The following is a 13231-nucleotide window of genomic DNA, read 5'->3' as shown; positions in this document are numbered from 1 at the left end:
CACCGGTCAGACCGTCCCGGGCGGTTCGGTGAGGTCCTCGTCCGGCAGCTCCGACGGCTGCGCCACCCACGCCGAGTAGACCGGCAGGCCGTGCCACGGCCCGGCCGGCACCCCGCCGCGGGTGTCGGTGGCGACCGCCACCACGGCGTACGGGTGCCCGAACCGCAGTTCGGCGAACCGGGCGACGTTCTCCGGCGGCAGCCCGGTCGCCAGGGCGAACGCCGTCACGGCGGCGGCCTCGAACCCGTACCGGCCGTAGCGCGCCACCGCGGACTGGACCGCCTCGTACATCAGCGGCGGGCCGCCCATCAGCTCGCCGAGGGCCCGCGCCGCCGAACCGAACCCCAGCGCCGCGGCCGTCAGGTCGTGCCGGCTCTCCGCGGACCAGCCGGGCAGCACCGCGCTGACGTGCTCCTCCCGGGCGTACGCCCGGGTCTGCTCCTCCCGCAGCGACCACAGCGGGGTGTCGCCCAGCGGCAGGTCGTAGAGGGAGCGCCGGCCCACACCCTTCTCCACCGTGGACCGGGCCGCCTCCACGGCCACCTCGTGAGCCGCCGCGAGCACGTCGGCCGCCGGGACGTCCGGCATGGCGGCCACGGAGACCACCAGCATCCCCGCGTCGCGGCCGTCGACGCTCTCCGGCCGGGCCGCGGCCGCGTGCACGGCCACGTCCCCGGCCCGCGCGGTTTCGGCGATCCAGCAGTCGTGGCCGTGCCACGGCGTACGCAGCACGTGGCGCAGCCGCCGCCCCCAGGCGCTGTCGGGGCCGAGTGCGTCGCCGGTCGCCACCTGGAACGGGTCGGCCCAGGAGATCCGCGTGGCCAACGCGGTCGCCATGACCAGCAGCGTTTCCGGCGACAGCGTGAGGGGGAACCTCTCGATGAGGCCCAGGGTGCGCTCGCGCGCCCACGCGTCCAACGCCGCCTGGTCGGGCAGCGGGCCCGTCTCGGTGCGCTCCGGCAGCGTGGCCCGCCACCCGGCCAGCGCGTCGGAGGCCGACCGCTCCCACAGCGCGCTCGCCGACGCGACCAGCGGGTGCGGCGCGTCCAGCAGGGACCGCGCGGTGGCGGCCGCCCGGTCCACGTCGGTGCCGAGGACGTCCTCCAGTTCGGCCCGGGCGGCGCCGGTGGCGGCCGGGCCGGCCAGGGCGAGCAGCAGCCACGCACCCAGCGGGGAGGCGACGTGGTGACCGTCGCCGACGAGGCGGTGCATCCGTTCCGCGTATCGGGCCACGGGCCCGGTGAGAACCATCACCGCTCCACTGTGCCCGCTGCCCGCCGCCACGTCAGCCCCGATCGTCGGGCGGGTCAGCGGGGCGGGCCGGCGAGCACGCGTTCCCGGGCCGCCTCCACACCTCCGCGCCACCAGCCCATCGCCTCGATCCACCAGGTGAGCCCGACCGCCGCGTACGGCGCGACGGTCCGCGCGGCGTTCTCCGGTGACGTCCAGCCTTCGAGCCCGATGTCGAACCCGTCGAGCGACCCCCGCTCGGCGGCGACGAACCGCACCGCGTCGGCGAACTGCTCGACCGGCACGGGCACGCCCATGCCCGCGCCGGCGAACGTCGGGACCACTCCGTCCCAGCGGGCGGCGCGGCGCAGGCCGGGACGGTTGGGCCACCGGCCGGCGCACCAGACGGGTACGCGCGGCCGCTGGACCGGCGTGGGCAGCATCCGCACCCGCTCGCCCGACGGCAGGGGCACCTCCTGGCCCGACCACAGTGCCGTGAGCTGCGCGAGTGACTCGTCCAGCCGCCTCCCGCGCACCCGCAGGTCGGGATCTTCGCCGAACGCCGTGTACTCGGCGTCCATCGAGCCGATGGCCGCACCGAAGACGAGCCGACCGCCGGACAGCGTGTCCAGGGTGGCGGTCTCCCGGGCCACCACCTGCACCCGGCGTCGCGGCAGTGCGGTCATGAGGACGCCGAGCCGGATCCGGGAGGTCCGCGCCGCGATCGCGGACGCGACGACCACGGGGTTCACGACGGGCCAGTCCGGCTCGTGGTAGAGCACGTGGTCCCAGACGAACACGCCGTCCCAGCCGCGTTCCTCGGCGGCGACGGCCAGCTCGACCAGGGCCGCGGCGTCGGCGAACGGCCCGACGTTCGGGAGTCCGACTGCGTATCGGGGCACCGAGCAACCCTAACGGCCGCCCGGCGGTGACGCGACGACCGCGCGGGATGTCGCCACGGTCGCGAGCGCGCCGGCAGATGTCAGCCCGGGTGCCCGGTGAGGAGCGCCACGTGCTCGCTCCACAGCCACCGCAGGTAGCGCTTCAGGTCGTCGAGGGAGGCGAGCCATCCGCTGTCCGCGTACCTCACGATGCGTGCGGCCTCGCCGGGGAGCAGGTCGTAGGCGGTCGCGTGCGTCTCCGGGACGGCGGTGTGGGGAGGAACCGTCACCGGGTCGGGCACGAGGGCGATGCGAAGGCCCCGCTCGTCGAGGGCCCTGAGGACCGTGAGGTACACCCGCGGCAGGTGGTACGGCGAGACGGTGAGCCCGAGGCTCGTGATGCCCAGTTCGCCGACCCGGTCGGCGATCCACGCGGCCTGGAGGCCGGTGTGGGGCGCCGGCCCGGTCTGGAGGAGGGCGCCGTCGAGGCGGCTGAGCCCGAGATCACGCAGGTAGGGGAGGGTGAGCTCGCGGTACGTCGCCTCGCGCGGGTTGCCGTTGGCGACCAGCAGATGGTTGATCTCCGGGCGGGCCTGCCAGCGGTCGATGGCGTGGGTGAGGCGCCACTCCTCGCCCTGGCCGGTGGGCACGGCGAGCGCGTCCACCCGGTCGGCGGCCGAGGCGGGCAGCGCCAGGATGGCCGTGAAGGCCGTCATCACGTCCATGAGCCCGCGCGTGGTGACGGCGGTGAGGTCCGCGGCCGGCACGACTCGGGGCAGCGGTCCGTTCGGGTGCACCCATGCCTCCGCTGGGGTGAGGGTCCGGCGTGTGTGCCGGGGGTCGTCGGGAGGGGCCCTCCTCCGTCGGACACGGTAATGGGTTCGTCACGGGTTCCCTGGCTCGGGGAGGGTGGGGCGGAGCGGATAGGCTGCCGGGCCGTGGCAGGTCTGTTGAGGAATGTGGCGGCGCGCATCGGTCGGGTGGGTGGGGTCGTCGTCCCCCGTCCGCGTCGGTCGGGGCCCGCGCCGGCCCAGGTCGCCCGGCGGCGCCAGGTCGCCTCGTTGCAGCGGCGCGAGCTGTCGTACGCGCCCGAGCTGGACGGGCAGGCCGACCCGGGTGAGATCGTCTGGACCTGGGTGCCGTACGAGGACGACCCCCGCCAGGGCAAGGACCGGCCGGTGCTCGTGGTCGGGCGGCAGAGCCGGACCCTGTTCGGGCTGATGCTCTCCAGCCAGAGCGAGCGCGACGGCCAGCGGCACTGGCTCGCGCTCGGCCCGGGCACCTGGGACCGTGAGAAGCGGCCCAGCTGGATCCGGTTGGACCGGGTGCTCACCATGCGGGAGGACAGCATCCGCCGCGAGGGTGCGATCCTGGACCGGGAGCGCTTCGAGCGGGTGAGCCGGGCGCTGCGCGCCGGCTACGGCTGGCGCTGAGCGACGGCGGGGAGCGACCCGTTCAGGCCGGTTCGCGGCTCGGTCCGACCGCCGCGCCCCGGGCGTCCGGCGGCGGGTACGGCTGCTCGGCCAGCAACCGGGCCAGGTGTGCGCTGTTGAGGGCCAGAGCCCTGGTGGTACGCCCGGTCGTGTCGGGCTTCGGCCGGGCGTCGAGGTAGTCGACCTTGTGCAGCGCCTCGCCGACCCAGTACGTCGCCCCGGCGGCGGGACAGGTGAAGCCGACCTCGTTCAACGCCTGCTGCACCTCGGCGATGGTGTGGTGCGCGCCGTCCTCGTTGCCGACGACGGCCACCCCGCCCACCTTCCCGTACGTGAGCAGCCGGCCCTGGGCGTCGGTCTCGGACAGCTCCGCGTCGAGGCGTTCCAGCACCATCTTGGTCACCGAGGAGGGCTGACCGAGCCAGATCGGAGTGGCGATGACGAGGATCTGCGCGGCGAGCAGCCGGGCCCGGATGGCCGGCCACCCGTCGCCGTCGCCCTCGTCGGTGGAGACGCCGAAACGCACGTCGTGATCGATGACCCGGATCAGCTCGCCGTCCACGCCCTGGTCGGCGAAGGCGTCGAGCACCTCCCGGCCGAGCACCTCCGAACTCGACGGCGCCGGGGAACGCTTCAGGGTGCAGTTCAGGACCAGGGCCCGGATGGCCGTCACGGTGCTACCTCCTCGGCCGGTGCCGTGTGCGCTGTCCGTTCTACCCGTGCGACGGCGCGGAACACCTCCACGAGGTTTCCGGATCCGCTTGACACCGCGCCCCGACGGCGTACGTTCAACTTATCGGTTTATCAACCAAGTGGTTGAGAGAAGGTCATGACGGCAGATCCGGTCAGCCTCGTGTTCGCCGCCCTCGCGGATCCGACCCGCCGGGCCATCCTCGCCCGGCTGGCGTCCGGCGAGGCGACGGTCAACGAGCTGGCGGCACCGTTCCCGGTGAGCGTCCAGGCCATCTCGAAGCACCTCAACGTCCTGGAGCGGGCCGGCCTGATCGTCCGCACCCGGGAGGCCCAGTGGCGGCGCTGCCGGCTCGATCCGGCCCCGCTGCGCACCCTGTCCGAGTGGGTCGACCAGTACCGAAGGCTCTGGGACGACCGTTACGACACGTTGGACGACTATCTGCGTGACCTGAAGGAGAGAAGCGATGGGACAGCTCAGTGACCTGGTGATCGACCTGCCGTCGGACCGCGAGATCACCCTCACCCGCACGTTCGACGCGCCGCGCGAGCTGGTGTTCGCCGCCCACAGCGAGGCGGAGCACCTCACACACTGGTGGGGCCGGGGCAACCCGCTCGACGTCGAGATCGACTTCCGGGTCGGCGGCCGGTACCGCTTCGTGGAGCACACGAAAGACGGCAACTCCTACGCCTTCCGGGGCGAGTTCCGCGAGATCGTGGTGCCGGAGCGCATCGTGCAGACCTTCGAGTTCGAGGGCATGCCCGGGCACGTGGTGGAGGAGACCCTCGTCTTCACCGAGCGCGACGGCCGGACCGTGGTGACCGGCACCAGCCGCTTCGACACCACGCAGGAGCGCGACGGCATGCTCGACAGCGGCATGACGCAGGGGGCGGCCGAGTCGTACGCCGCGCTCGAACGGTACCTGGCCACCCTGGTCTGACGACCGGCGTCGGGGCGGACCGACGTGCCGGTGCACGCGTGACAGCGGTGTGTAACGCCGGCATGCGCGCGGGCGCTGCACAGTATGCACTGGGGAGTCGCACCGGGTTCCGCACAGTGGCGGCGACGGGGTCGCCGTCCGGACCGGAGAGGACGGCCGCGATGAACGGTGATGTGCCACGCCCCCAGGCTGGTTCCGAGGATCATCTCCCCGTTACTCCAGGCTGGACGTGCGGTACCTGCGGCGCGGAGTGGCCATGTGCCACGAAGCGGCGCCGGTTGCTGGAGGAGTACCGCCGCGATCGTGCCGCGCTCGGGGTCTATCTGGCGTCCTGCCTCGCCGCGGCGTCCGACGAGCTGCGCCGCGTTCCGGTGTCCGTCCTGCAGCAACGGTTCACGGGCTGGCTGCCCCGGCCACCACGGCACTCCTTCTGAAGCGGTGCGGCCGGCGGCCCACCGGCCGCCGGCCCGCACCGACTGCACCTCCTTTCTGCTGTGACCCGTGGTCAGATCCGGGTGCTCGCCCGGATCTGCCGCGCTGTGGCGGGGACCGGCGCGCGTCGGGCGCGCCTGGTCGCCGCGGGGGTGCCGGTCGGCCAGCCGAGCAGCCGGGGGCGCCGTCGGGCGCTGACGTCCTCGACCCAGCCGACCAGCAGCACGATGACGAACAGCAGGACGAGCGCCACCCCGAGGGCTCCGGCCTGCCCGAGCCACCAGGCGTCGATCCGGTCGTCGACGGCGAAGCAGACCGCGATGGCCGCGTTGTGCCAGAGGTAGATGGTCAGCGCACGGCTGTTCAGCCAGGTGACCAGCCGGTCCAGTGGTCGGGCCCGGGCCAGCCAGCGCAGCGGCGGGCGTGCCCGCAGCAGCACGAGCACGAAACCCAGCGAATAGAACGCCTGGGCCAACGGGACGTCGTTCAGATCGATCCCGTCCGCGGGATGGGTCACGGTCCACCCCACCCCGATTCCCAGGCACAGGGCCGCCGCGGCGAGCAGGGCCGCCAGGGGGAGGCGGTGCAGTGCGCCGTCGCGGTGGGCGAAGCCGACGAGCCAGCAGGCGCCGAACGTGGCCAGGTCGGTCACGACCGAGTTGACCTGGCCGCTGAGCGGCGCCGAGGTGGTCTGCAGCACCACCACGGCGGCGAGGGGCAGCAGCACGGTCGGCAGTGGCCACCGGCGGTAGAGCCCGAGCAGCACGGGGGAGAGCAGCACGAGCCAGAGGTACGTGACCAGATACCACAGCAACCCGGTGACGTCCTGCGCCCAGTCGCTGCCGGCCGGCTCGGCGATCGGCAGCAACCAGGTCGACAGCCCCGGCCACGCCGGCCGGTCGGGCCATCCGTGCCACACCATCAGCGGCACGAGCACCGCGCCGAACACCCACAGGGCGGGCAGGAGCCGCCGCAGCCGGCCGTTGACGGCGTGGGTGGGCGCACGGTCCAGGGACCGGGCCATCAGCGAGCCGCCGAGCGCGAACATCACCCCCATGGCGGGGAACGCGAAGCTCAGCCAGGCGTAGCCCCACATGTGGTAGACGATCACCCGCATCAGGGCCAGCGCGCGCAACGTGTCGAACCAGCGGTCGCGCCCGGCGCCGGCGGGCGCCGCCGGGCGTGGTCCGGGCGGCACGACGCTTCCGTCGACCACCCTGCCCTCGTGACCCGCCGGCGGGTCACCGGCGCGCTTGAGCTTCCGCCAGCGCAGCCGGGTGCCGGTCAGCGCGGTCACCGTCGACTTGACCAGGACCAGGTACATGAGCTGCCGGTACGCGAACTGCTGCAGGGGCAGCGCCAGCAGCGGCAGGAGACGCTCCCGGTCGAGGCGGAAGGCCACCACCGCCGTGACCGCCTGCACGGCCAGCATCAGCAGCCACGCCGTCGCGGTCTCGGTCGTGCCCAGGAAGAACAGGCCGTAGAGGGCCATCACGTCCAGCACGGGCCCGAGCAGAGGCAGCGCCACACCGAACAGGGCGAGCATCGGCAGGCCGAAGCGCCCGAACCGGCCCGAGGGGCCCCGGTCGAACACCGCCCCGCGGTGCTTCCACATCGCCTGCATGGTGCCGTAGCTCCAGCGGTACCGCTGCCGCCACAGCTGGGTCAGCGACGCGGGCACCTCGGTCCACGCCCGGGCGCGCTTCTCGTACACCACGCGCCACCCGGCCCGGAGCACGGCCATCGTGATGTCGGTGTCCTCGGCGAGGGTGTCGTCGCTCATGCCGCCCGCGGCGAGCAGCACCCGGCGCCGGAACGCCCCGATGGCCCCCGGCACGGTCGGCATGCAGCCCAACGTCTCGTACAGGCGGCGGTCGAGGTTGAAACCGATGACGTACTCGATGTGCTGCCACCACCCGAGCGGCCCCCGGCGGTTGGCGACCTTGACGTTGCCGGCGACGGCGCCCACCGACGGGTCGGCGAACGGCTGCACCAGCCGGCGCACGGAGTCCCGCTCGAACACGGTGTCACCGTCGACCATCACGATGATCTCGTGGCTGGCGTGCGCGATGCCGAGGTTGAGGGCGCTCGACTTGCCGCCGTTGGGTTTGCGGATCACCCGGACGTTGCGCAGCCCGAGCGCCTCCACGAGGTCGGCGGTCCCGTCGGTCGAGCCGTCGTCGACGACGATGACCTCGATCCCGCGATGGTCGCCGTTGGCCAGCGACCGGACGCTCGCGACGATGCCGGCCTGTTCGTTGTAGGCCGGCACGACGATCGTCACGGGCTCGGTGACCGGAGGCCCCCAGTACCCGCGCCGGCGACGCCAGGCCAGCCGCGGCGCGAGGACGAGCAGCAGCAGCGTACGGACCAGCATGAGGAGCCCGGCCACCACGAACAGCACGCGCAGCGTGGCGATGAAGAGGTCGGCGACCTGCACCGCCACGACCACCGAGCCGGAGTGCCAGCGGTCGGCCGCCGACACCGGCCGGTTGACCGGAACGGCCGCCACGCCGTCGTCGTCGATCTCGTCCCGGGTCCGGTTCACACCGTCTCCGACGGTGACGAACTCGTAGCCGCGGGCCAGCATCGCGGGGATGAACCGGTCGAGCGCGGCGACCGTCTGGGCCCGGTCGCCGCCCGCGTCGTGCAGCAGCACGACGGCGCCCTGCCCGGCCGGCGGGGTCATGTTCCGCAGGATCGCGTCCACTCCGGGCCGGGCCCAGTCCTGGCTGTCGGTGTCGTTGACCGCCGTGAGGTAGCCGAGGTCACCGGCCTGTCGGATGGCGGCCCAGGCGTCGTCGTCGACGGCGTCCGCCCGCGACGAGTACGGGAGACGCAGCAGGGTCGTCCGGACGCCGGCGGCGTTCATGATGGCCATCTGGGTCTGGGTGTACTCGAGTCGGCGCTGCCAGCCGGGCAGCAGGGTCGCATCCGGGTGACTGAAGGTGTGCACCCCCAGTTCATGGCCCTCCGTGGCGATCCGTCGGGTCAGGTCGGGGTGGCGCGCCACCTGGCTGCCGACCACGAAGAAGGTCGCCCGCGCCCCGTGGCGCCGCAACACGTCGAGGATCCGCGGCGTCCACACCGGATCCGGTCCGTCGTCGAAGGTGAGCGCGATGGTGCGGGGCGGCATGCGATAGGACTGCTGCCCGCCGTCGGTCGTGTCGATTACCGGGCCGCCCGAGATGATCTCGGCCGGTACGCCGCCCTGCTCCCCGGTCTCCCGCACGTGGTCGGGCGTGAACTCGGAGTTCGCGTACGCCTCCACCAGCAGCACGCTGAGCAGGACGGTGACGAGCGTCCCGTAGACCACCCAGCTCGTCCGCAGCGGAAACCGGACCCGACGTGGCCTCCTGGGCGGGGAGGGCACGGGCCGCTTCGTCGTGACGGTCATCAGGCCAGGTACCTCCGTGCGGCGTCGAGGAGGGCCGGTGCGGTCGGTGTCACGGGCGGGGGCGTCTGGGGCGACGGGCTGGGGAGCGTGCCGGTCGGTGACGGTGAGGGTGACGCCGACGGCGGCGTGGGCCCTGCCGTCGAGGGGGACGGGCGGGAGGGATCGCGGCCGGGACCAGGGGATGGCGAGTCCCGACCCGGTTCGTCACCCACCGGCCCGGGTTCGGCGAGGACGGGCGGCCAGGGCCCCGCGTCGTCGGCGCTGTCGCCGGCCGGGCCGAGGCCGCCGCCTGCGACCTCGCTGGCGCCGGCGATCACGGGAGGGAGGGGCGGCAGCCCCTGCTCGGGCGCCTGGTCGGCGGTCTCCATGCCGGTCTCGTCGTCGAGGAGCGGCGCGGGCTGGGGGACGGACGGTCCGGTGAGGACGGCGAGCCCGACGACCGGCACGTACACGAGGGCGCCGGCCGCCAGGAGTACACCGCACCGGCGCATCAGGCGCGCGCGCCGTCCGGTCGCGTCGACGAAGACCGGCACGGGGCCCGGGGACTGCGCGACGGCGATGTCGCGGGCGGCTGCGGGCGAGTTGCCATCGTGAATGCGAACGACCACCCGGCCGAGGCTAGGGATGGCAAAAGCGGCTTATGTCCACTTTGCCGTCATCGGGTCGTGCTCGGGATTTCATATTCCGAACAACCGGATGGACGAGGCGAAGGGGCGACGAACATGCCGGGAGTTCTCATTCACGTCCAGGCGTGACGAGACGTCGATAAGACGCCGATATCGCCCGGCCTGGTCAACGACGGCCCCGTCACGTTTCCCCGCCCGGCGCGTTGAGCGGACGGAAGTTGGCGGGCGGAAGGTGGGAGGTTGCGGGTCACTCAGGAAGGTGGACGGTGTCGACCAGCTGGCGGGTCTGCCGGCCGGCGCTCAGGCTCTTCGCCTGGTACATGGCCGCGTCCGCCTCGCGCAACGCCTCGGTGAGCTGCGTCGGGCCGGTCACCGGCGCGAGGCCGACCGACGCCGTCACCCGCAGGGTGAGCGTGCCCAGCGGGATGGGGGCGGCGAGCATCTCGCAGAGCCGGCGGCTGGCGTGGTCGATCCAGCGACGGTCCACGGTGGGGCTGACGAGCAGGCCGGCGAACTCGTCGCCGCCGAGGCGGGCCACGAGGTTGTCGCCGGCGAAGGCGGCCAGCCGCTCCGCGACGCTGATGAGCACGTGGTCCCCCGCGGCGTGCCCGTAGCGGTCGTTGACCTGCTTGAAGTCGTCCAGGTCGAGCACCACGGCGATCAGGGGCCGCCGGCCGGCGTCGGCCAGCAGGGCGGCGGCCAGCCGGTAGAAGGCGCGGCGGTTGGGAAGCCCGGTGAGAGGGTCGTGGCTGGCTGCGTGTCGTTCGGCGGCGAGTTCGGCCTGCAGGTGCGCGATCTCCGCCTCGGCGCGTAGCGCACGGCGGCGCAGCTGCCAGGAGGAGAGCAGTGCCCCCGCGGCGCAGATACCGGACGCGACACTCATCGGATCCGGCACACGAGCCCTCCCGTCACGCCGCCGCCCGAGCCCCGTCGCGGCCGACGCGCCCGGCCGGGCCCCCGTTTTCCCTGGTCACGGCCCAGGTCAGGTAACTCACTGTGAACGGATGGGTACCGTACACATGGGTTATCATGCTCGCCGTCCGATGCAGATGCAAGAGCAGCTGCACGTGCAGCACCGTCCGATGTCGACACGTCTTCCGCGCCGCCACCGCTCCTCCCCACGGCATCGGCCGGCTATGAACAGAAAGACCCCTCCGCATGCAGCAGCCGATGAACGGCGTCCCCGTCAACCAGCTTCCCCCGCTGACCTGGCAGAAGAGCCGCCGGAGCAACCCGAGCGGCAACTGTGTCGAGCTGGCGGCGCTGCCGGGGGGAGCCGGCATCGCCGTACGGAACTCGCGGTACCCGGACGGGCCGGCGCTCATCTACACCGTCGAGGAGATCGCCGCCTTCGTGCTCGGCGCCCGCGACGGCGACTTCGACCACCTGATCGCCTGACCGGCGCCCCGCGACGCGCGGCACGCCACCGGTCACGGGGAGTGCGGCGCACCGCCGGTCCGTGGCATGCTTACCAGTCGGCCGGGCCGGAGCCCGGTCGTGCGTGGTGCGCGGAGGTCGGCACGTGACGATGGTGGACGCCGACGGCGGCTCGGCGACCGGGCCGACCGTGCTGCGCATGCTGCTCGGCGCGCAGCTGCGGCGCCTACGGGAAGCCAGCGGCGTCACCCGGGAGGGCGCGGGCTGGGAGATCCGCGCCTCCGAGTCGAAGATCAGCCGCATGGAGCTGGGCCGCGTCGGCTTCAAGGAACGCGACGTCGCCGACCTGCTCACCCTCTACGGCGTCACCGACGCCGAGGAACGGGAGACGCTGCTCAAGCTGGCCCGCGACGCGAACAGCCCCGGCTGGTGGCACCGGTACGGCGACGTGCTGCCCGCCTGGTTCCAGTCCTACCTCGGCCTGGAGGCCGCCGCCGTACTGATCCGCACCTACGAGGTGCAGTTCGTGCCGGGCCTGTTGCAGACACCCGCGTACGCCCGCGCGGTCGTGCTGCTCGGGCACGGCTCGGCCGCACCCGACGAGATCGACCGGCGGGTGGCGCTGCGCATGCGTCGCCAGGAACTCCTGCGCCGGGCGGAGCCGCCGCAGCTGTGGGCGGTGATCGACGAGGCGGCCCTGCGGCGTCCCATCGGCGGGCCGGGCGTGATGCGTGACCAGTTGACCGCGCTCATCGAGGCCACCCGGTCGCCCAACATCCGTCTGCAGATCATCCCGTTCGCGGCCGGCGGGCACGCGGCGGCCGGCGGGGCGTTCACCATCCTGCGCTTCGGCGACCAGGATCTGCCCGACATCGTCTACATCGAACAGCTGACCAGCGCCATCTACCTCGACAAGCGGGACGACCTCGACCACTACGCGCTGGCCATGGAGCGGCTGTGCGTCGAGGCCGAGCCGCCGGAGCGTACGCCGGACCTGCTCGCGCGGCTGCGCGACGAGGTCTACCCCGCCTGATTCCGCGCCCCGCCGCCGCGACACGAGGGGCGCGACCTCGGTCGCCGCGCATCCCTGTTGACCGTTTCCCGCCGTCCCGCTAGTCTCTGAATCGATCCAGTTCTGAATCGATCCAGAGGGGGAGCGGTGAAACCCACCCTCCAGGCCGTGGCCGACGCGGTCGGCGTCTCCCGCAGCACCGTGTCCAACGCCTACGCCCGCCCCGACCAGCTCTCCGCGGCCCTCCGCCAGCGCATCCTCGAGACCGCGAAGGCGATGGGCTACCCCGGCCCGAACCCGACCGCCCGCTCGCTGCGGCGGGGCTACGTCGGCGCGATCGGGGTGCTGTTCACCTCGCGCCTGTCGTACGCGTTCACCGACCCCTTCGCGGTGCGCTTCCTCGCCGGCGTCAGCGCGGCGGCCGAGGGGCACGGCACCAGCCTGCTGCTCGTGCCGATGCCCGGCGACCGCGCGGAGGCCCGCCATGCCGTGGAGAACGCGGCCGTGGACGGCTTCTGCGTCTACTGCGCCGGCGACGAGACCTGGGCCCTGAACGCGCTCCGCGACCGCGGGCTGCCCTTCGTCACCACCGCCCCACCCGAGGACGCCGGCCCCGACGACCGCTACGTCGGCATCGACGAACGGGCCGCCGCCCGGGGCATCGCCGCTCACGTGGCGAGCCTCGGCCACCGGCGGGTGGCCCTCCTCGGCGACTCGGTGCTGCCCGACGCGCCCGCCGGCCCGCTGCGACTGCCCGCGGCCGACCGGGTGCCGCACACGACCACCCGCGGCCGGTTCGCCGGCTTCGCCGACGCGTTCGCCGAGGTCGGCGTGGCCTGGTCGGACCTCACGGTCCTCACGGCCCCGGGCAACGACCGGCGGGCGGCCGCCGCCGCGGTCGCCGGCCTGTTCGACGGGCCGGACGCGCCGACCGCCGTGCTCGCCTGTTCGGACGTGCTCGCCCTCGGCGTCCTCGACGTCCTCGCCGGGCCGGAGCACGCCGGCCGACCGCCGGTCTCGGTCACCGGCTTCGACGACATCGCCGAGGCCGCCACCGTCGGCCTCACCACCGTGCGTCAACCGGCCGAGGAGAAGGGCCGGATCGCCGCCGAACTGCTGCTCGACCCGCCCGCCGACCCGGCGGCCGCACACGTCCTGCTGCCCACCGCACTCGTCGTCCGGACCTCCACCGGACCCGTCCCGAGGAGCTGA

The 13231-nt window shown here is 73.5% G+C and carries 14 protein-coding genes; 7 read left to right on the top strand and 7 right to left on the bottom strand.

Annotated features, from left to right (window positions below; genetic code table 11):
- Nucleotides 1-6: 6 nt before the first annotated feature.
- The 3 genes from D7I43_RS24545 to D7I43_RS24535 all read right to left on the bottom strand — a co-directional run bounded on the left by D7I43_RS24545 (nt 7) and on the right by D7I43_RS24535 (nt 2908).
- Nucleotides 7-1251: a hypothetical protein gene (locus D7I43_RS24545; protein WP_120330918.1), complete on the bottom strand. Its 1245-nt coding sequence runs from the start codon at nt 1249-1251 to the stop codon at nt 7-9.
- A gap of 56 nt (nt 1252-1307) precedes the next feature.
- On the bottom strand, nt 1308-2132 hold the full coding sequence (locus D7I43_RS24540; RefSeq protein WP_120330917.1) for an LLM class flavin-dependent oxidoreductase: 825 nt from the start codon (nt 2130-2132) through the stop codon (nt 1308-1310).
- Between the two features lie 80 nt (nt 2133-2212).
- Nucleotides 2213-2908, bottom strand: a complete 696-nt coding sequence (locus tag D7I43_RS24535; protein WP_240033131.1) for a YdcF family protein — start codon at nt 2906-2908, stop codon at nt 2213-2215.
- 141 nt (nt 2909-3049) lie between these two features.
- Here D7I43_RS24535 and D7I43_RS24530 point away from each other — a divergent pair, with 141 nt between their 5' ends.
- Nucleotides 3050-3544, top strand: coding sequence for a type II toxin-antitoxin system PemK/MazF family toxin (locus D7I43_RS24530; RefSeq protein ID WP_120330916.1), 495 nt, complete (start codon nt 3050-3052; stop codon nt 3542-3544).
- 22 nt (nt 3545-3566) lie between these two features.
- Here D7I43_RS24530 and D7I43_RS34160 read toward each other — a convergent pair whose 3' ends face one another.
- Entirely contained in the window at nt 3567-4217 is a 651-nt protein-coding gene (locus tag D7I43_RS34160; RefSeq protein ID WP_120330915.1) for a flavodoxin family protein, read from the bottom strand.
- A gap of 156 nt (nt 4218-4373) precedes the next feature.
- Between D7I43_RS34160 and D7I43_RS24520 the strand changes: the two genes are divergently transcribed.
- The 3 genes from D7I43_RS24520 (at nt 4374) to D7I43_RS33765 (ending at nt 5609) form a co-directional block, all read left to right on the top strand.
- Nucleotides 4374-4718, top strand: coding sequence for an ArsR/SmtB family transcription factor (locus D7I43_RS24520; protein ID WP_120330914.1), 345 nt, complete (start codon nt 4374-4376; stop codon nt 4716-4718).
- Nucleotides 4702-5175, top strand: coding sequence for an SRPBCC family protein (locus tag D7I43_RS24515; protein WP_120330913.1), 474 nt, complete (start codon nt 4702-4704; stop codon nt 5173-5175). Before D7I43_RS24520 ends, D7I43_RS24515 begins: the two co-directional genes overlap by 17 nt.
- A gap of 278 nt (nt 5176-5453) precedes the next feature.
- On the top strand, nt 5454-5609 hold the full coding sequence (locus tag D7I43_RS33765) for a hypothetical protein (RefSeq protein ID WP_240033130.1): 156 nt from the start codon (nt 5454-5456) through the stop codon (nt 5607-5609).
- A 71-nt stretch (nt 5610-5680) separates the two neighbouring features.
- Here the strand turns inward: D7I43_RS33765 and D7I43_RS34290 are convergent, their stop codons facing one another.
- The 3 genes from D7I43_RS34290 to D7I43_RS24495 form a co-directional block, all read right to left on the bottom strand.
- A complete protein-coding gene (locus D7I43_RS34290) occupies nt 5681-9004 on the bottom strand; it encodes a glycosyltransferase (RefSeq protein WP_120330911.1) in 3324 nt (1107 codons plus the stop codon).
- Nucleotides 9004-9612 (bottom strand): hypothetical protein, encoded by a 609-nt coding sequence (locus D7I43_RS24500; protein WP_120330910.1) that lies wholly within the window; start codon nt 9610-9612, stop codon nt 9004-9006. The genes D7I43_RS34290 and D7I43_RS24500 overlap by 1 nt, the downstream gene beginning before the upstream one ends.
- Nucleotides 9613-9877: 265 nt before the next feature.
- Complete coding sequence (locus tag D7I43_RS24495) at nt 9878-10525, bottom strand: GGDEF domain-containing protein (protein ID WP_120330909.1); 648 nt, start codon at nt 10523-10525, stop codon at nt 9878-9880.
- A 263-nt stretch (nt 10526-10788) separates the two neighbouring features.
- Here D7I43_RS24495 and D7I43_RS24490 point away from each other — a divergent pair, with 263 nt between their 5' ends.
- The 3 genes from D7I43_RS24490 (at nt 10789) to D7I43_RS24480 (ending at nt 13231) form a co-directional block, all read left to right on the top strand.
- Entirely contained in the window at nt 10789-11028 is a 240-nt protein-coding gene (locus D7I43_RS24490) for a DUF397 domain-containing protein (protein WP_120330908.1), read from the top strand.
- Nucleotides 11029-11158: 130 nt separating this feature from the next.
- Nucleotides 11159-12040: a helix-turn-helix domain-containing protein gene (locus D7I43_RS24485; RefSeq protein WP_396844142.1), complete on the top strand. Its 882-nt coding sequence runs from the start codon at nt 11159-11161 to the stop codon at nt 12038-12040.
- Nucleotides 12041-12166: 126 nt separating this feature from the next.
- Nucleotides 12167-13231: a LacI family DNA-binding transcriptional regulator gene (locus tag D7I43_RS24480; RefSeq protein ID WP_120330906.1), complete on the top strand. Its 1065-nt coding sequence runs from the start codon at nt 12167-12169 to the stop codon at nt 13229-13231.

The organism is Micromonospora globbae (assembly GCF_003610785.1).
Lineage (GTDB): Bacteria > Actinomycetota > Actinomycetes > Mycobacteriales > Micromonosporaceae > Micromonospora > Micromonospora globbae.
Note: the sequence above shows the minus strand (reverse complement) of the source record. Positions and strands in the feature narration are given on the sequence as shown.

Excerpts from the sequence above, each read along its gene's own strand:
- D7I43_RS24545 (WP_120330918.1), bottom strand. The coding sequence starts at position 1,251 with ATGGTTCTCACCGGGCCCGTGGCCCGATACGCGGAACGGATGCACCGC.
- D7I43_RS24520 (WP_120330914.1), top strand. The coding sequence starts at position 4,374 with ATGACGGCAGATCCGGTCAGCCTCGTGTTCGCCGCCCTCGCGGATCCG.
- D7I43_RS24515 (WP_120330913.1), top strand. The coding sequence starts at position 4,702 with ATGGGACAGCTCAGTGACCTGGTGATCGACCTGCCGTCGGACCGCGAG.
- D7I43_RS34290 (WP_120330911.1), bottom strand. The coding sequence starts at position 9,004 with ATGACCGTCACGACGAAGCGGCCCGTGCCCTCCCCGCCCAGGAGGCCA.
- D7I43_RS24490 (WP_120330908.1), top strand. The coding sequence starts at position 10,789 with ATGCAGCAGCCGATGAACGGCGTCCCCGTCAACCAGCTTCCCCCGCTG.
- D7I43_RS24485 (WP_396844142.1), top strand. The coding sequence starts at position 11,159 with ATGGTGGACGCCGACGGCGGCTCGGCGACCGGGCCGACCGTGCTGCGC.